Origin of the sequence: Streptomyces sp. WAC06614 (assembly GCF_003949795.1) — a bacterium.
Taxonomy (GTDB): Bacteria; Actinomycetota; Actinomycetes; order Streptomycetales; family Streptomycetaceae; genus Streptomyces.
In genome coordinates this window covers 1-18,314 of record NZ_RPRY01000139.1, presented here as the reverse complement: position 1 = coordinate 18,314, position 18,314 = coordinate 1, and the positions used below count along the sequence as shown (strand labels likewise).

Sequence of the window (18,314 nt, the reverse complement as noted above, 5' to 3'; positions counted from 1 at the left end):
CCCGTGTAGTGGCCGGTGGGGCGCATGCGCAGGGGGGCCTCCTGGTACTCCTCCAGGGCGTGGGCGATCCAGCCCGCCGTGCGGGAGACCGCGAACGCCGTCTCGCCGGCCTCGGCCGGCATCCCGCAGGACACGGTCAGGACGGCCAGGGCCAGGTCCACGTTGGCGGCCAGCCCGCGGCCCTGGCGGGCCGTGACAGCGACCACCTCGCGGGCCGCCGCCAGGGCCTCGGACGCGGCGTCCAGCTCCGCCAGGCGCGCGAACAGCGCGGTCGCCCGTGGGTCCTCGGCCCGGTACAGCCGGTGGCCCAGCCCCGGCACCCGCCGGCCCGCGCGCAGGTGCTCGGCGACCACCGGTGCCGCCCCGCCGCGCTCCAGCACCTCGACGAGCATCCGGTGGGCCAGCCGCCCCGCCGCGCCGTGCAGCGGCCCCTCCAGCGCGCCGAGCCCGGCCGAGACGGCGGCGTACGGGTGGGCCCGGCCCGACGCGGCGACCCGGACCGCCAGGGTGGAGGCGGCGAGGTCGTGGTCGACCAGCAGGCCGAGCGCCAGGTCGAGGACCGCGACGGCCGCCGGGTCGGCGGGCAGCGGGGTCAGCCGCGCCCACAGCCGCCGGGCCAGCGGCTCCCCGGGCCCGGGCCTCGCCCCGCCGAGCTCCGGCAGGGCCTCGACCAGGGTCGGGATCAGGTTGCGTGCCGAGCCGAGCACCGCGGGCTCGGACAGGTCGAAGCGCAGCGGGTCGGCCACCGCGGCCGCGGCCACCGCCACCCGCAGCCGGTCCAGCGGACCGCTGTGCTCCGGCAGGGCGGCCACCGCCCGCCGGGCGGCCCCCAGCAGCTCCTGCGGCGCCGCGAAACGGGCCCCCGGAGCCGGCCGGCCGGTCCAGAGCCACTCGGCGACCTCCTCGTAGGGGCGGCTCCCGGCCAGCTCCACGGCGTCCACGCCGCGGAACCAGTACCGGTCGGGGCCCGACTCGATCAGGGTCAGCGCCGTCCGTACGGCCAGCTCCCCGCCGGGCGCCCCGGCGGCCTCCCGGCGGTTGCGCCGGGCCAGCGCCGCGACCTCGGCGGCGTCGAACGTACTGCCCCGGCCGGCCGGGTCGCGTCGGCTGCCGAGCAGGCCCCGGCTGACGTACGCGTACACCGTGGCGGGCTTGACGCCGAGCAGCTCGGCGGCCTCGCGGGTGGTCAGCCGCTTCTCGGAGGACTCCAGATCCATGACGCAACCCTACATACATTGATCCAATCAATATTGACATCGATTCAATCAAGGGTGGATGGTCACTGCATGGACACCACCCACACCGCCGCTGACACCGCCGCCACCGTCGACGTACCCCGGGGACTGGCCGGCGTCGTGGTCACCGAGACCGCCCTGGGCGACGTCCGGGGCCGCGAGGGCTTCTACCACTACCGCCAGTACTCGGCCGTCGAACTCGCCGAACGGCGCAGCTTCGAGGACGTCTGGCACCTGATGTTCCGCGGCACCCTGCCCGGTCCCGCCGAGCGCCGCGCCTTCCTCGCCGAGCTGGCGCCGCTGCGCCACCTGCCCGCCGACGTCCAGGACGCCCTGCCCGGGCTGGCCCGCGCCACCGCGCTCTCCGGGCCGCTCGCGGGCCTGCGGACCGCCCTGTCACTGCTCGGCGCCTCCGCCGGGTTCCGCCCGGTCTACGACCTCGACCCCGGCCGGCGGGCCGCGGACGCGCTCGCCGCCTGCGCCGCCGTGCCCACGCTGCTCACCGCACTGCACCGGCTCGGCCAGGGGCAGGAGCCCGTGGCACCGCGGGACGACCTGCCGTACGCCGCCAACTACCTGTACATGCTCACCGGCGTGGAGCCCGACCCGGTCACGGCCCGGGCCGTCGAGCGCTACCTGATCTCGACCGTCGACCACGGCTTCAACGCGTCCACCTTCACCGCCCGGGTCATCGCCTCCACCGGCGCGGACGTCGCCGCCTGCCTCACCGGTGCGATCGGCGCGCTGTCCGGCCCGCTGCACGGGGGCGCGCCGAGCCGGGCCCTGGACACCCTCGACGCCATCGGCACGGTGGACCGGATCGACCCCTGGATCCGCGCACGGGTGCGCGCCGGCGAGCGGATCATGGGCTTCGGCCATCCCGTCTACCGCACCGAGGACCCGCGCTCGCGCATGCTGCGGGGGATCGCCCGGCAGTTCGGCGGACCGCTGGTGGAGTTCGCGACCGAGGTCGAGGCCCGGGTCGAGGCCATCCTCGCCGAGCTCAAGCCGGGCCGGGAACTGCACACGAACGTCGAGTTCTACGCGGGCGTGGTCATGGAACTGTGCGGGGTGCCGCGCGAGATGTTCACCCCGACCTTCTGCGCCGCCCGGGTCGTCGGCTGGAGCGCGAACGTCCTGGAGCAGGCGGCCGACTCGAAGATCATCCGTCCGGCCGCCCGCTACGTCGGCCCCACCCCGCCCGAGCCGGTCCCGGTGGTCACGCCGGCCCCCTGACCGCCGGCGCCGCGGGTTCCCGGTGCCGAGGGTCCCCACGGTGCCGCCCCCGGCCGGCCCGCCGCCTGGTTACGATCGACCGGATGAACAGCAGGCAGCCCCTCCCCGTCGTCGTCCTCGCCGGATTCCTGGGGTCCGGCAAGACCACCCTCCTGAACCATCTGCTGCGCAGCAGCCGCGGCACCCGGATCGGGGTGGTCGTCAACGACTTCGGCGCGATCGAGATCGACGCCATGTCCGTGGCCGGCCAGGTCGGCGACTCGATGGTCTCCCTCGGCAACGGCTGTCTGTGCTGCGCGGTCGACGGCAGCGAACTGGACGCGTACCTGGAGAAGCTCTCCCGGCCCCAGCACCGCATCGACGTGATCGTCATCGAGGCCAGCGGACTCGCCGAGCCGCAGGAGATGATCCGCATGCTGGTGGCCAACGAGGACCCGGCCGTCCACTACGGCGGCCTGGTCCAGGTCGTGGACGCCGCCGAGTTCGACGCCACCCGGGCCCGCCACCCGGAGACCGACCGCCACCTGGCCCTCGCCGACCTGGTGGTCCTCAACAAGGCCGACCGGGTCGACGCGGCCGCCCTCGCCCGCGTCGAGGAGGTGATCCACGGGCTGTGCCCCGGCACCCCGGTGGTCACCGCCGACCACGGGCGCATCGATCCCGACCTGCTCTTCGACCGCAAGGAGTGGACCGAGACCCGCGGCCAGCTCTCGTTCGAGGACCTGATCGCGGAGGCGGAGGCGGCGGCCGGTACCTCCGAGGAGGACCACAGCGGGCACGCCCACACCCACTACGAGAGCACCGAGTTCGTCTCCGAGCAGGCCCTCAGCCCGCGCCGCTTCGTCGACTTCCTCGACCGGCGGCCGCACGGCCTGTACCGGATCAAGGGCTACGTCCACTTCGGGGTCCCCGGCCACGACGAGAAGTACGAGATCCACGCCGTGGGCCGGTTCCTGCGCTTCACCCCGCTGCCCTGGGCCCGCGGCGAACCCCGGCTGACCCAGCTGGTGATGATCGGCTCCGGCACCGACGGCCCCGCCCTGCTGGCCGGCCTGGAGGCCTGCCGCGAACCCGCCCCCCACACCCTGGACCCCGCCAGCATGTGGGGCGTCCTGCGCTACGTCGCCCACCCCCGGACCGAGCCGGCCGGCTAGCCGCGCGGGCGGCCCCGGCCCCCGCTACCGCAGCGGCGGCGCGGGCAGCGGCTCGCCCTGGAGGGCGAGGGCGGTCAGCACCACGAGCGCGTCGGTCCAGCCCAGCGGCGCCACCGACGAGGGCCGGCCCGAGCCGTTCACGGTCTCGGGCAGCTCGTCCAGGCCGTTGCGCTTGGACAGCACCCAGTCCAGCACCCGGTCGGCCTTCGCCGGCTCGCCCAGGTGCGCCCAGGCCAGCGCGAAGAAGGAGGTGCTGGCGGTCCAGGCGTACGAGCCCCAGCCGTGGTCGGGGTCGTTGCCCGGGGACAGCCCGCCGTTGGGCAGCAGCAGGGCCGCGTACGTCGAGTCCAGCGCCGCGCGCAGACCGACCGGGGCCGCGTTGAACGGGGGCGCCATGAACGCCGCCGCGCTGTCCCGGCCGTGCCGGCCGTCGGGAGTGCGCGGATAGCCGCGCGGGGCGAAGGCGGTGTCGATGCCGTGCGCGAGCCGCCGGGCCGCGGCGCTCCAGCGGTCCGCGTCCTGGCCGAGCCCCAGCCGGGCGGCGAGGTCGGCGGCCGCGTTCAGCCCGGACAACAGCGGGGCGGCGGTGCCGATGTTGGGCGCGTCGGTGCCCAGTTCCCAGTAGTCCGGGGAGGCGGGCGGCAGCCCGTCCGGGCCGAGGGAGCCCGCCGCGTGGTCGGCGGCGGCCCGCACCATCGGGTAGAGCGTCCGCAGCCGGGCGTCCCGGTCGGCCGGCGGCGCCGCGCGGTACCAGTGCCAGGTCGCCCAGGGCACCCAGCCGTTGCCGTCCAGCTGCCAGGGCCGGGCGTCCGGCGGGCCGCTGCCGTCCAGCTTGGTCCGGGCCTCCCAGGTGCCGTCGGGGCGCTGGGTGGCGGCGTCGTAGCGCAGCACCCGGTAGGCCTCCTCGTCGTGCCCGGTGGCCGCGAAGGCCAAGGCGGCGAACGCGCCGTCGCGCGGCCAGGAGTACTGCCAGGCCGAGGACCAGGCCGCGGCGAAGGCCCCGTTGGGCCGCAGCAGCGCGCGCATCGAGAGCAGCGCCCGCTCCATCACGGCCCGCTGGGCGGGGCCGGCCCCGGGCACCCGGCCCGCGGCCAGCCAGCGGCGGCTCTCGGCGATCTGCGCCAGGGCACCGGGATCCTCCGCCGGGACCACGACCGAGCTGGTCGCGCCGGGCGGGAGGTACCGCCAGCGGCCGGAGGGGAGGCGCAGGACGTTGCTGCCCTCGACGTAGCCGGCGCCGACCGAGAACGCCGGGGCCACCGCCTCGACGGCCGTGCCCTGGGCGAGCAGTCCGGCGGTCCGGCCGGCCAGCACGGAGTCGGGGACGTAGCACTGGTCGCTCTCGCCGCAGCGCTCCGCGCCGGTCGGGTTGACGTGGAAGGCCGGGCGGGAGGCGGCGGCGTGCCAGCCGCCCCAGTAGGCCTTGTCGTAGTTCCAGGCCGTCAGCGAGCCGGGGACGGCCGCCGTGGTGCCGTACCAGGCGATCGGCCCCTTCTCCGCGGTGGTGGCCTGGAGGTGGAGGTAGTACGTGGCGCCGGGCGTGACCTCGGCGTCGAGCGGGAACTCCAGCCAGCCCCCGCCCGGCCCGCCCAGCGAGGCCAGGGTGACCGTCCGGGAGGCCAGGGCGGAGCGGGCGTCGGCCTTGTCGCGGCGGATCTGCGCGGTCACGGAGCCGGTGGCGGCCCCGCTCCTGAGGTAGACGCTGACCCGCGAGACCCGCGGGCCGTCGACGGTGAAGGCCTGCGCGGCGGCGTTGTTCGCCGCCTTCACGCTGAACAGGGCGGTGCCGTGCAGCGGCTGCCCGTCGTACGGGGCGGTCGCCGCCCCGGGGACCGTCGGGCCGCCCAGGAGCGCGGCGCTCAACGCGGTGGTCAGCACGGCGGGCAGCACGCCCGGCGCGAAGGACATCAAGTGGCGGCCCTTCCTCGGTGGGGGCGGTGCGCGGCCGTCCGGGGACGTCCGCGCACCGGAAGGAGCCCTCACTATGCATGCCGGGGGCCGGTACGACGGTCTGCTCGGGCGTGTCACGTCCGGGGGAGGCCGTCATGTCATCCGATGGTGTGACACGGGTGGGACGAAACCCTGCTGAACCGTCGTCAGGCGTGTGGTCAGTCGACCTCGATGCCGAAGTCGGCCAACAGGTCCGCCAGTCCGCCCCGGTAGCCCTTGCCGCCCACGACGAAGTCCCAGTCGCCGCCCGCCCGGCGCCGGAAGGAACCCAGCACCAGCGCGGTCTCCCCGGCCCGGCCGTCGGAGACGTCGAGCCGGCCCAGCTCCTGGCCGGCCGCGTCCAGCAGCCGGATCCGGGCGTCGGTGAAACCGGCCAGGTCGGCGTCCGGGTCGGCCTCCGGGTCCACGGCGGCGACGAGCACCAGGCGGTCGGCGGCGGCCGGCAGGTCCTCGAAGGACACTTCGACGGCGGCCTTGTCCGGGGCGGCCCGGCGCCGGGAGCGGACCGAACCGTCGGGGGTACGCGGGTTGTTGAAGTAGACGAAGTGGTCGTCGCTCAGGGCCCGGTGGCCCGAGCACACCAGCGCGCACACGTCCAGGACGACCGTGCCCGACCAGTTCATGCCGAGGACGTTGTGGCCCTCGTCCACCGCGCCCCGGTCGGGGGCCGCCGCCCGGCTCCTGCCCGAGCCCGTCCGGGCGTCGTCCGGCCCCCCGCCCAGCCGGCCGCGCAGCCCGTGCCGGCGCAGCAGGTCGACCAGGTCGGTGCCCGGGACCAGCTCCAGCGGCTTGCCCTCGGCGAAGGCCCGCGAGCCGGGCCCGAAGGAGGAGGTGGTGACCAGGACGCCCTTGTTGGCCCCGGTGTCCTGGACGGTCCCGTAGAGGTCGCGCACCGCCGTCGGAGGGACCGTGTTGCGGTAGCGCTTGACCTGCACCACGATCCGGCCGCCCCGGATCGGCGTCGGATCGTGCGCCTCCACGTCCACCCCGCCGTCGCCCGACCGCTGGGTGGTCACCGCCTCCATGCCCATGGCCCGGAACAGCTCGGCCACCAGGTTCTCGAAGGCGATCGGGTCCATCACGAACAGGTCCGGGTCGTCCTCGTCCCCGCCCGCGCCGTGGGTGACCGTCCCGCCGCCCACATCGCCGGGCTGCCGGCCCGGGCGGACCGCGGCGAGCTGGTCGGGGCGGGTGGACAGCCGCCCGTGCAGCCCGTCCACCAGGCAGTCCACGGCACTGACCTGCTCCAGGTGCAGGCCCGCGAACGCCGTCCGGGCCGCCGTCACCGTGGCCAGCACGATCTCGGCCCGGCGGCCCGTCACCGGATCGTGGTCGTCCACGAAGCCGTTCAGCGCGACGGAGTCCAGCACACCGGACTCGTCCGCCTCGAAGACCTCCCTCAGCACCAGCAGCACGCACTGCGCGAGCAGGTCCCGGTAGAGGGCGCGGCGCTGGGTGACCGGGCGCGGCGATTCCTTGTCCTGGTCCGTGCTGACCACGTAGCGGACCGCCTTGGCCGCCGGGACCACGTCGTACCCCGGGAGCTCCCAGCTCAGCACCAGCTGCCGGGCGCCCCGGTCGTACGCGGCGGTCAGCCGGCGCGGCAGTTCCTCCGGCCAGGACGGGGACGCGTACAGGGCCGCCGAGAAGTACTCGACCACCGCATCGGCCTCGCCGGCGCGCAGGGCCGCGGCCAGTTCGGTCAGGCCCGCGTTGTGCTGCCGGATCCCGGCGAGCTGCCCGGCGGCCCACCGGTCGTACTGCTCACGGTAGGCCTCCAGTTGCCGCCGGCGCTGCTGCTCGGCGGCCTGTGCCTGCTGCCAGGCCTCGGTGTACCGTGCGTGCGCCTCGCGCTCGGCGCGGGCCCGGCCGCCCGGCACCCAGCCGCCCTGCGGCAGGAAGTGCGCCAGCTCCGGCATGGGCACCGGGTGGGCCAGCGCGCCCGGGGCGAACGGCTCCAGCTGCTCGGACCGGATCATCGTGGCGATCCGGAACGCCGGCGCCCGGCAGCCGGCCGCCAGCAGCCCTTGCAGGGCGGCGACCTCGACCTCGATCTGCTCCGTACGCCGCTGCGCCTCGGCCTCGCGGTGCTGGCGGTACGCGGCCTGCTGTTCGCGGCGGCTGCGGGCCTCTTCGCGCTCGTACTCCCGCCGGCGGCGCTCCAGTTCCCGCTGCTGCATCATCTCGGCATGGCGGTGCTGGCGCTGCGCCTCGGCCCAGACCCCCGCCAGCCCGTTCGATCGACGGCTCATCCGCTGTGCATCCCCACCCTCGGTCAGCCACCGAGTCTACGGTGAGGCCTGGTCAGATCGGGCCCGGTCCGGGAAGGACCGGACCCGATCGCGGCCGACTGCCGACGGGCCGGCCGGCTACAGCGCGGCGCCGGCCACCGCCGCCACCGGGGTGGGCAGCGCGGTGCCCGAGCCGTCGCGGCGCGGGTCCGGCTCCGGCAGCTCCACCGGGGCGCCGGAGGCACCCGCGGCCTTCAGCGGGGCGGCCCCCGCCCAGGCGAACGAGAGCATGTCCTCGCCCTTGAGGAACCGCTGGCAGCGCACGCCGCCGGTGGCCCGGCCCTTGCGCGGGTACTGGTCGAACGGGGTCAGCTTGGCCGTGGCCACCGAGTCGTCCAGGGTGCCGTGCGAACCGGTCACCGTGAACACGTACGCCTCGGACGCCGGGTCCACCGCCGAGAAGTGGATCACCTTGGCGCCGTCGGCCAGCTTGATGCCGGCCATACCGCCCGCCGGCCGGCCCTGCGGACGGACCTGGCCCGCCGGGTAGCGCAGCAGCTGGGCGTCGTCGGTGATGAAGACCAGGTCCTCCTCGCCCGTGCGCAGCTCGACCGCGCCGACGATCCGGTCGCCCTCCTTGAGGGTGATGACCTCCAGCTCCTCCTTGTTGGCCGGGTAGTCCGGCACGACCCGCTTGACCACGCCCTGCTCGGTGCCCAGGGCCAGACCCACCGAGGTCTCGTCCAGGGTGGTCAGGCAGACCACCTTCTCGTCGGGCTCCAGGGCGGAGAGGAACTCCGTCAGCGGGGCCCCGCCGGCCAGGCTCGGCGCCGCATGGGTGTCCGGGAGCTGCGGCAGGTCGATGACCGAGAGCCGCAGCAGCCGGCCCGCCGACGTCACCGCGCCCACCTCGGCCCGGGCCGAGGCCACGACCTGGGAGACGACCGCGTCGTGCTTGGCGCGGCGGCCCTCGCCGTCGGGCAGCGGCTCGGCCGTGACCGTACGGGCCAGCAGACCGGTGGAGGACAGCAGCACCCGGCACGGGTCGTCCGCGACCTCCAGCGGGACCGCCGCCACCGGGGCGCCCGCCGACTCCAGCAGGACCGTACGGCGGTCGGTGCCGAACTTCTTGGCCACGGCCGCCAGCTCGGCGGAGACGAGCTTGCGCAGCTCGGCGTCCGAGTCGAGGATCCGGGTCAGCTCCTCGATCTCGGCGGTCAGCCGGTCCCGCTCGGACTCCAGCTCCAGCCGGTCGAACTTGGTCAGCCGGCGCAGCGGGGTGTCGAGGATGTACTGGGTCTGGACCTCGCTCAGCGAGAAGCGCTCCATCAGGCGCTCCTTGGCCTGGGCGGAGTTCTCGCTCTCCCGGATCAGGGCGATGACCTCGTCGATGTCGACCAGCGCCACCAGCAGGCCCTCGACCAGGTGGAGGCGGTCGCGGCGCTTGCCGCGGCGGAACTCGCTGCGTCGGCGCACCACGTCGAAGCGGTGGTCGAGGTAGACCTCCAGCAGCTCCTTCAGGCCGAGCGTGAGCGGCTGGCCGTCCACCAGCGCCACGTTGTTGATGCCGAAGGACTCCTCCATCGGCGTCAGCTTGTAGAGCTGCTCCAGCACGGCCTCCGGGTGGAAGCCGTTCTTGACCTCGATGACCAGGCGCAGGCCGTGGGCGCGGTCGGTGAGGTCCTTGACGTCGGCGATGCCCTGGAGCTTCTTCGACCCGACCAGGTCCTTGATCTTGGCGATGACCTTCTCGGGGCCCACCGAGAAGGGCAGTTCGGTGACGACCAGGCCCTTGCGGCGGGCCGTCACGTTCTCCACGGAGACGGTGGCGCGGATCTTGAAGGTGCCGCGGCCGGTCTCGTAGGCGTCCTTGATGCCCGACAGGCCCACGATCCGGCCGCCGGTGGGCAGGTCCGGACCCGGGACGAAGCGCATCAGCGCCTCCAGGTCGGCGTTCGGGTGCCGGATCAGGTGCCGGGCGGCGGCGATGACCTCGCCGAGGTTGTGCGGCGGCATGTTGGTGGCCATGCCGACGGCGATCCCGGAAGCGCCGTTGACCAACAGGTTCGGGTACGCCGCGGGCAGCGCGACCGGCTCCCGCTCCTGGCCGTCGTAGTTCGGCGCGAAGTCGACGGTGTCCTCGTCGATCGACTCCGTCATCAGGCTGGTGGCGTCCGCCATCCGGCACTCGGTGTAACGCATCGCGGCCGGCGGGTCGTCGTTGCCGAGCGAGCCGAAGTTGCCGTGGCCGTCGACCAGCGGCAGCCGCATCGAGAAGGGCTGGGCCATGCGCACCAGCGCGTCGTAGATCGAGGCGTCACCGTGCGGGTGGAGCTTGCCCATGACCTCGCCCACGACGCGGGCGCACTTGACGTAGCCGCGGTCGGGGCGCAGGCCCATCTCGTTCATCTGGTAGACGATCCGGCGGTGGACCGGCTTCAGGCCGTCCCGGGCGTCGGGCAGCGCCCGGGAGTAGATCACCGAGTACGCGTACTCAAGGAAGGAGCCCTGCATCTCATCGACGACGTCGATGTCGAGGATCCTCTCCTCGAAGTCCTCCGGCGGCGGGGTCTTCGTGCTGCGGCGGGCCATCGCTGCGCGGCTCCTTAACCAAGGGGTCTGACGGGTTCTGATCTGGTGCTGACGCGGACCATTGTGGACCGGGGCACCGACAACGCCGACCCCGACCCGGGCTGCGGGGCGCGGAGCGGGCCCGGGTGGGGTCCGGGAACTTCTCCGTAGGCCGGCGCGCTTGCATAGAGTGACAGGTCTGACAGGAATCTCCGCATCCCGATCGAAGGGACCACATGCCCATGGGTCACACGGCCACCGAGCAGGGCGCCTCCGGCGGCCTGACAGCGACCGAGCACCGGCTGGCCAACGGCCTGCGCGTGGTGCTCTCCGAGGACCACCTGACCCCCGTCGCCGCGGTCTGCCTGTGGTACGACGTCGGCTCCCGCCACGAAGTCAAGGGGCGTACCGGCCTGGCTCACCTCTTCGAGCACCTGATGTTCCAGGGCTCGGCGAGCGTCCCGGGCAACGGCCACTTCGAACTGGTCCAGGGCGCCGGCGGCTCGCTCAACGGCACCACCAGCTTCGAGCGGACCAACTACTTCGAGACGATGCCGGCCCACCAGCTGGAGCTGGCGCTGTGGCTGGAGGCGGACCGCATGGGCTCGCTGCTGGCCGCCCTGGACGAGGAGTCCATGGAGAACCAGCGCGACGTCGTCAAGAACGAGCGCCGCCAGCGCTACGACAACGTGCCCTACGGCACGGCGTTCGAGCGGCTGACCGCGCTGGCCTACCCCGAGGGCCACCCGTACCACCACACCCCGATCGGCTCGATGGCCGACCTGGACGCCGCCTCGCTGGAGGACGCGCGCGCGTTCTTCCGTACCTACTACGCGCCCAACAACGCCGTGCTGTCGGTCGTCGGGGACATCGACCCCGAGCAGACGCTGGCCTGGGTCGAGAAGTACTTCGGCAGCATCCCGTCCCACGACGGCAAGCTGCCGCCGCGCGACGGCACGCTGCCCGACGTCATGGGCGGACAGCTGCGCCAGGAGATCGTCGAGGAGGTCCCGGCCCGCGCGCTGATGGCCGCCTACCGGCTGCCGCACGACGGCACCCGGGAGTGCGACGCCGCCGACGTGGCGCTGACCGTCCTGGGCGGCGGCGAGTCCTCCCGGCTGCACAACCGCCTGGTCCGCCGCGACCGCTCGGCCGTCGCCGCCGGGTTCGGCATGCTGCGGCTGGCCGGGGCGCCGTCCCTGGGCTGGCTGGACGTGAAGACCTCCGCCGGGGTCGAGGTGCCCGACATCGAGGCCGCCGTGGACGAGGAGCTCGCCCGGTTCGCCGCCGAGGGCCCCACGGCCGAGGAGATGGAGCGGGCCCAGGCCCAGCTGGAGCGCGAGTGGCTGGACCGGCTGGGCACCGTGGCCGGCCGCGCCGACGAGCTGTGCCGCTACGCCGTGCTGTTCGGCGACCCGCAGCTGGCGCTGACCGCCGTCGAGCGGCTGCTGGACGTCACCGCCGAGGAGGTGCAGGCCGTCGCCGCGGCCCGGCTGCGCCCCGACAACCGCGCCGTGCTGGTGTACGAGCCGCTGGCCGCCGAGGCCGCCGAGGCCGCCGAAGAGAACGACGAGAACGAGGGGGCGCAGCAGTGACCGCCGAGCCCGCAGTGACCATGACCTTCCACCCCCGGCCCCAGGCCGGCGAGGCCAAGCCGTGGGCCTTCCCCGCGCCCGAGCGCGGTGTGCTGCCCAGCGGCCTGACCGTGCTGCGCTGCCACCGCCCGGGCCAGCAGGTGGTGGCCGTCGAGATCGTGCTGACGGCCCCGCTGGACGCCGAGCCGGAGGGCCTGGACGGCGTGGCCACCATCATGGCCCGCGCCCTGTCCGAGGGCACCGACAAGCACTCCGCCGAGGAGTTCGCCGCCGAGCTGGAGCGCTGCGGCGCCACCCTCGACGCGCACGCCGACCACCCGGGCGTCCGGGTCTCCCTCGAGGTGCCCGCCTCCCGGCTGCCCAAGGCGCTCGCCCTGCTCGCCGAGGCGCTGCGTGCCCCCGCGTTCGCCGACTCCGAGATCGACCGGCTGGTGCGCAACCGGCTCGACGAGATCCCGCACGAGCTGGCCAACCCCCAGCGCCGCGCCGCGAAGGAGCTGTACCGGCAGCTCTTCCCGGCCTCCCTGCGGATGTCCCGGCCGCGCCAGGGCACCGAGGAGACCGTCGCACGGATCGACGCCGCGGCCGTCCGCGCGTTCTACGAGGCCCACGTCCGCCCCGCCACCGCCACCGCGGTCGTCGTCGGCGACTACACGGGCCTGGACCTGGACGCCGTCCTGGCCGACACCCTGGGCACCTGGACGGGCGGCACCGCCGAGCCCGTCCCGGTCCCGCCCGTCACCTCCGACGACACCGGCCGCGTGGTCATCGTGGACCGCCCCGGCGCGGTCCAGACCCAGCTCCTCATCGGCCGTACCGGGCCGGACCGGCACGACCGGGTCTGGGCGGCCCAGGTGCTCGGCACGTACTGCCTGGGCGGCACGCTGACCTCCCGTCTGGACAAGGTGCTGCGCGAGGAGAAGGGCTACACCTACGGCGTGCGGGCCTTCGGCCAGGTGCTGCGCTCCACGGCCCCTGACGGCCCGGGCGGGGCCACCGGCGCCTCCATGCTGGCCATCAGCGGCTCGGTGGACACCCCCAACACCGGCCCCGCGCTGGCCGATCTGTGGCAGGTGCTGCGCACCCTCGCCGAGGGCGGCCTGACCGACGCCGAGCGGGACGTGGCCGTGCAGAACCTGGTGGGCGTGGCCCCCCTGAAGTTCGAGACGGCCGCCTCGGTCGCCGGCACCCTCGCCGACCAGGTCGAGCAGCAGCTCCCGGACGACTACCAGGCGCAGTTGTACGCCCGCCTGGCCGAGACGGGCACCGTGGAGGCCACCTCGGCGGTCGTGAGCGCCTTCCCGGCGGACCGGCTGGTGACCGTGCTGGTGGGCGACGCCGCGCAGATCGAGGAGCCCGTCCGGGCCCTCGGCATCGGTGAGGTCACCGTCGTCTCCAACTGACCCGACGCGCAAGGGGCCCTGGCGGGTTGTCCGCCAGGGCCCCTTGCGCGTCGATTGTCCGGTTCGTGGTGAGGTTGCGCGTATGCGGTGTGGCGTACGCAACAAAAGGGCTCGTCTGTTTGGCGATTGACTGATGATCCGCCTAGCGTCGGGCGTGCTGTCCGCCATACGAACCCGCCGCACCCGCGGCACCGGGCAGCGATCGCCGAGTCCCCGTCCGGCGCGAGCCTGGGGAGCCGGGGACCCACATCAGTCCCTGGGGTGAATCGGACCGCCTCGCCAGAGGGGGCCCGTAGGAGACCTTCCTGCTCCGAACCCGTCAGCTAACCCGGTAGGCGAGAAGGAAGGAAAGGATCAGCCTTTTCATGGGCACTCGTGGCGCCGGTAAGCATCGTGGTTCCAGCCGCCTGAGCAAGAAGACCGCCGGCATCGCCGGGATCGCCGCCCTCGCCACCACCGGCGTCGTCGGCACCCTGGCCGCCCCCGCCTTCGCCGCCGACAAGAGCGCCGGCACCCACGACGCGAATCTGAACGCCGTCGTCGTCGCCGACGAGCTCGCCGGGGACGTGCAGGCCCAGGCCGACGCCCAGGGCCAGGCCGCCGACCACGCCGCCGCCCAGGCGCAGGCCGAGGCCGAGGCCAAGCAGAAGGCCGCCGAGGCCAAGCGCATCGCGGAGGCCAAGGCCAAGGCCGAGCGCGAGGCCAAGGAGCGCGCTGCCCGCGAGGAGGAGCGCCGCCGCCTCAACATGTTCGTCTCGCCGCTGGACGACTCCTACGTGAGCACCCAGTACAAGGCCGGCGGCGGCATGTGGTCCTCCGGCAGCCACACCGGCATCGACTTCCACGCCGCCTCCGGCACCTCGGTCCACGCGGTGGGCGCGGGCGTCGTCGTCGAGGCCGGCTGGGGCGGCGCCTACGGCAACAACGTCGTGATCAAGCACAACGACGGTACGTACACCCAGTACGGCCACATGTCCTCGCTGAGCGTCTCCGTCGGCCAGCAGGTCACCCCGGGCCAGCAGATCGGCCTGTCGGGCAACACCGGCAACTCCAGCGGCGCGCACCTGCACTTCGAGGCCCGCACCGGAGCCACGTACGGCACCGACATCGACCCGGTCGCCTACCTGCGCTCGCACGGCGTCACCCTCTGACCCTCGCGCGACGCACGCACCGCGCACCTTCCGAAGACCCCGGCCCGTCCCTACGGGCCGGGGTCTTCGCGTGCGCCCTCCGCCGGAATCCGCGGCGTCCGCGGCGTCCGCCGCCTCCGTGGGACGCGTGGTTTCCGCGGTGTTTCCGATTTTCCGTCGGTCCCGGAAACAATGCCGTGTTGGAATAGAGTCGCTCCCATGACGCTGGCATTAAGCGGAGGTCCGGTTTTGCGTATTCCCGCGCACGCGGTCTGCGCCGCGGTCCGTGACGACATCGTCTCCGGGGTCTTCGAGCCCGGCAGCAGACTCACCGAGGAACTCCTCGCCCGCCGTTACGGAGTCTCCCGCGTCCCGGTCCGCGAGGCCCTGCGCACCCTGGAGTCCGAGGGCTTCGTCACCACCCGGCGGCACGCCGGGGCCCATGTGGCCGAGCCGACCGAGCAGGACGCGGCGGACTTCCTGGAGATCCGCATGCTGCTGGAGCCGCTGGCCGCCGCGCGGGCCGCACGCCGGCGCACCGACGCCCACCTGAAGGTGCTCCGGGGCCTGGTCCGGCTCGGTCAGGAGCGCGCCCGGCGCGGCCAGGTCGACGACCTGCGGTCGCTGGGCGGCTGGTTCCACGAGACGCTGGTCCAGGCCTCCGGCAGCCCAGGCCTGGTCGCCCTGCTCGCCCAGCTGCGCCACAAGGTCGCCTGGACCCATGCGGTCCAGGTGCCGGCCCGGCCGGTGGACTCCTGGGCGGAGCACGGCGCGATCGTGGACGCGGTGGCGCGCGGGGACGAGGACCGGGCCCGGGCCCTGACCGCCGCCCACGCCGACCGCGCGGCCGCCGCGCACCGGCTGCGCGTGAGGACTTCGCAACCTGCCGTAAACACGGGGAGCGGCCCGGTTTAACACGAGCCGTATACAAAGGTTCCGCGCCCGGATTCCCGGCCGCGCTGCGAAAGGCGCCCGCGCCAGGAATTCGCGACGCATGCGAAATTCGGCGTGCCCGGAAACAGCCGCTAGTCGAAAGGCTCGGCCGACCGGAAATCGCTGCGCGCGGAAATGCCCGGGCCGACCGGAAATCGCTGCGCGCGGAAAGGCCCGGACGACCGGAAATCGCCGCGCCCCGAGGGCCGCAAACGGCCGGAGCCGCGGCTCCCCTCCTGCGAGGGGAGCCGCGGCTCCGGTGCGGTGCGGTGCGGTGCGAGCCCGAAGGGTCAGACGGTCTCGGGGAGCTCCTCGAGACCCTCGGCGACCAGCTTCGCCAGCCGGTCGAGCGCGACCTCGGCGCCCTCGGCCTCGGAGGCCAGGACGATCTCCTCGCCGCCCTGGGCGCCCAGGCCCAGCACCGCGAGCATGGAGCCGGCGTTGACCGGGGTGCCGTCCGCCTTGGCGATGGTCACCGGGATACCGGAAGCCGTGGCCGCCCGGACGAAGATCGAGGCGGGACGAGCGTGCAGGCCCTCGGCCCAGCCGACGTTGACGCGGCGCTCTGCCATGGTGATGCCCTTCAGGTGTCTCAAGGTTGTCTAGACCAGTCTCTCACGACGTCCGGAATGCCTCCGACCGACCTTCGGCCCGAGCCTCCCGCCGGTGGGCCTTCCTCAGCTTGCACTTTTATGTCCTACTTTGTCGTATGCGCCGCGCTGACGCCCTCCGGCACTCCGGGCCGTGGCCCCGGGCCTTAGGGTGTGCCCATGACCACCGCGTCGGACCCCTCGTACCCGGCCCACTGGGAAGCGGACGTCGTGCTGCGCGACGGCGGCACCGCCCGTATCCGCCCCATCACCCCCGAGGACGCCGGCCGCCTGGTCAGCTTCTACGCGCAGGTGTCGGACGAGTCCAAGTACTACCGGTTCTTCGCCCCGCACCCCCGGCTCTCCGACCGCCAGGTCCACCGCTTCACGCACCACGACTACGTCGACCGGGTCGGCCTCGCGGCCACCGTGGGCGGCGAGTTCATCGCCACCGTCCGCTACGACCGCATCGACGCCCACGGCCGCCCCGCCTCCGGGCCCGCCGACCAGGCCGAGGTCGCCTTCCTCGTCCAGGACGCGCACCAGGGCCGCGGGGTGGCCTCCGCGCTCCTCGAACACATCGGCGCGGTCGCCCGCGAGCGCGGCATCCGCCGGTTCACCGCCGAGGTGCTGCCCGCCAACACCAAGATGATCAAGGTGTTCAAGGACGTCGGCTACCAGCAGACCCGCACCTTCGAGGACGGCGCGGTCCACCTCACCCTCGACCTCGAACCCACCGCCGAGTCCCTCGCCGTCCAGCGCGCCCGCGAACAGCGCGCCGAGGCCCGCTCCGTGCAGCGGCTGCTCGCCCCGCGCTCGGTCGCCGTCGTCGGCGTCAGCCGCAGCGGCTCCGGCGTCGGCGCCGCCGTCCTGCGCAACCTGCGCGACGGCGCCTTCCGCGGTGACCTCTACGCCGTCAACGAGGCCGTCACCACCGACCTGCTCGACGGCGTACGGGCCTACCGCTCGCTCGCCGGCATCGCCGCCCCCGTGGACCTCGCCGTCGTCGCCGTCCCCGCCGAACGCGTCCCCGAGGTGGTCGACGCGTGCGGCGCCCTCGGCGTCCAGGGCCTGGTCGTGCTCTCCGCCGGCTTCGGCGACAGCGGCCCCGAGGGGCTTGCGCGGCAGCGCGAACTGGTGCGGCGCGCCCGCTCGTACGGCATGCGCATCGTCGGGCCCAACGCCTTCGGCGTGATCAACACCGCCCCGGAGGTCAGCCTCAACGCCTCCCTGGCCCCCGCCCCCGGCCCGGCGCCGCTCGCCGGGCGGATCGGGCTGTTCAGCCAGTCCGGGGCCATCGGCATAGCGCTGCTGGCCGGCCTGCTGCGACGCGGGGAGGGCCTGTCGTCCTTCGTCTCCGCCGGCAACCGCGCGGACGTCTCGGGCAACGACATCCTCCAGTACTGGTACGAGGACCCGGCCACCGACGTGGCCCTCCTCTACCTCGAAACCCTCGGCAACCCGCGCAAGTTCACCCGGCTCGCCCGCCGCACCGCCGCCGTCAAACCCGTCGTCGTCGCCAAGGGCGGCCGGCACACCGGGGTCACCCCCGCCGGCCACGCCGTCCCCGGCACCCGGCTGCCCGACGCCACCGTCTCCGCCCTGCTCCGCCAGGCCGGAGTGATCCGCGTCGACACCGTCACCGAGCTGGTCGACGTCGGCCAGCTGCTGGCCTCCCAGCCGCTGCCCGACGGGCCCCGGGTCGCCATCCTCGGCAATTCCGAGTCCCTCGGCGTCCTCACCTACGACGCCTGCCTGTCCGAGGGCCTGCGCCCGCTGCCCCCGCTGGACCTGACCACCGACGCCGGCCCCGAGGACTTCCGCGCCGCCCTCACCCGGGCCCTGGCCTCCGGCACCTGCGACGCCGTCGTCGTCACCGCCATCCCCTCGGTCGGGGAGCCCGGCTTCGGCGACGGCCTGGCCGCCGCCCTGCGCGCCGCCGTCACCGAGGTCCCGGGCAAGCCCGTGGTCGTGGTCCAGGTCGAGCTCGGCGAACTCGCCGACGCCCCCGCGGCCGCCGTGCCCGCCGGTCCCGACCGGATCCCGGCCTACCCGGCCGCCGAACGGGCCGTACGCGCCCTCGCCGAGGCCGCCCGGTACGCCCAGTGGCGCCGGGACAACGCCGAGGCCGGCCAGGTGCCCGAGTACGACGACATCGACGAGCAGGGCGCCGCCGCCCAGCTCGCCGCCCTCCTCTCCGGCGTCGGCCCCGGCGAGGTCGCCGCCCTGGAGGACGGCGACGCACGCACACTGCTCGGCCGCTACGGCATCCGCGTCCTGCCCACC

12 protein-coding genes and 1 riboswitch are annotated in these 18,314 nt (G+C 74.3%); of the genes, 7 read left to right on the top strand and 5 right to left on the bottom strand.

The window, feature by feature from the left end; translation table 11 throughout:
- A partial coding sequence (locus EF918_RS19615) for a citrate/2-methylcitrate synthase (protein ID WP_125647986.1) occupies positions 1-1,217 on the bottom strand: 1,217 nt, incomplete at its 3' end.
- Positions 1,218-1,286: 69 nt separating this feature from the next.
- Between EF918_RS19615 and EF918_RS19610 the strand changes: the two genes are divergently transcribed.
- Both EF918_RS19610 and EF918_RS19605 read left to right on the top strand, forming a co-directional pair.
- Positions 1,287-2,471, top strand: a complete 1,185-nt coding sequence (locus EF918_RS19610) for a citrate synthase (protein WP_125647983.1) — start codon at positions 1,287-1,289, stop codon at positions 2,469-2,471.
- A gap of 83 nt (positions 2,472-2,554) precedes the next feature.
- Positions 2,555-3,625, top strand: coding sequence for a GTP-binding protein (locus EF918_RS19605; protein ID WP_125647980.1), 1,071 nt, complete (start codon positions 2,555-2,557; stop codon positions 3,623-3,625).
- A 24-nt stretch (positions 3,626-3,649) separates the two neighbouring features.
- Here the strand turns inward: EF918_RS19605 and EF918_RS19600 are convergent, their stop codons facing one another.
- From EF918_RS19600 to EF918_RS19590, 3 genes are all read right to left on the bottom strand, one after another.
- Positions 3,650-5,533: a hypothetical protein gene (locus tag EF918_RS19600; protein ID WP_125647977.1), complete on the bottom strand. Its 1,884-nt coding sequence runs from the start codon at positions 5,531-5,533 to the stop codon at positions 3,650-3,652.
- Positions 5,534-5,733: 200 nt separating this feature from the next.
- A complete protein-coding gene (locus EF918_RS19595; RefSeq protein WP_185921820.1) occupies positions 5,734-7,827 on the bottom strand; it encodes a restriction endonuclease in 2,094 nt (697 codons plus the stop codon).
- Positions 7,828-7,944: 117 nt separating this feature from the next.
- Complete coding sequence (locus EF918_RS19590) at positions 7,945-10,398, bottom strand: DNA topoisomerase (ATP-hydrolyzing) subunit A (protein ID WP_125647974.1); 2,454 nt, start codon at positions 10,396-10,398, stop codon at positions 7,945-7,947.
- Positions 10,399-10,619: 221 nt separating this feature from the next.
- On the opposite strand from EF918_RS19590, the gene EF918_RS19585 reads away from it, so the two are divergent.
- The 4 genes from EF918_RS19585 (at position 10,620) to EF918_RS19570 (ending at position 15,420) form a co-directional block, all read left to right on the top strand.
- Entirely contained in the window at positions 10,620-11,972 is a 1,353-nt protein-coding gene (locus tag EF918_RS19585) for a pitrilysin family protein (RefSeq protein ID WP_125647971.1), read from the top strand.
- 20 nt (positions 11,973-11,992) lie between these two features.
- Positions 11,993-13,375 (top strand): pitrilysin family protein, encoded by a 1,383-nt coding sequence (locus EF918_RS19580; RefSeq protein WP_125647988.1) that lies wholly within the window; start codon positions 11,993-11,995, stop codon positions 13,373-13,375.
- 193 nt (positions 13,376-13,568) lie between these two features.
- Positions 13,569-13,727, top strand: a riboswitch (cyclic di-AMP (ydaO/yuaA leader).
- 13 nt (positions 13,728-13,740) lie between these two features.
- Positions 13,741-14,526 carry a M23 family metallopeptidase gene (locus EF918_RS19575; protein ID WP_125647966.1) on the top strand — a complete coding sequence of 262 codons (786 nt, stop codon included), beginning with the start codon at positions 13,741-13,743 and terminating at the stop codon, positions 14,524-14,526.
- Between the two features lie 228 nt (positions 14,527-14,754).
- Complete coding sequence (locus tag EF918_RS19570; protein WP_125647962.1) at positions 14,755-15,420, top strand: GntR family transcriptional regulator; 666 nt, start codon at positions 14,755-14,757, stop codon at positions 15,418-15,420.
- Positions 15,421-15,728: 308 nt separating this feature from the next.
- Here the strand turns inward: EF918_RS19570 and EF918_RS19565 are convergent, their stop codons facing one another.
- The gene (locus EF918_RS19565; protein ID WP_125647959.1) at positions 15,729-16,010 is read right to left on the bottom strand and encodes an HPr family phosphocarrier protein; all 282 of its coding nucleotides are present in this window, start codon (positions 16,008-16,010) and stop codon (positions 15,729-15,731) included.
- Between the two features lie 198 nt (positions 16,011-16,208).
- Here EF918_RS19565 and EF918_RS19560 point away from each other — a divergent pair.
- On the top strand, positions 16,209-18,314 hold a 2,106-nt coding region (locus tag EF918_RS19560), incomplete at its 3' end, for a GNAT family N-acetyltransferase (RefSeq protein WP_125647956.1).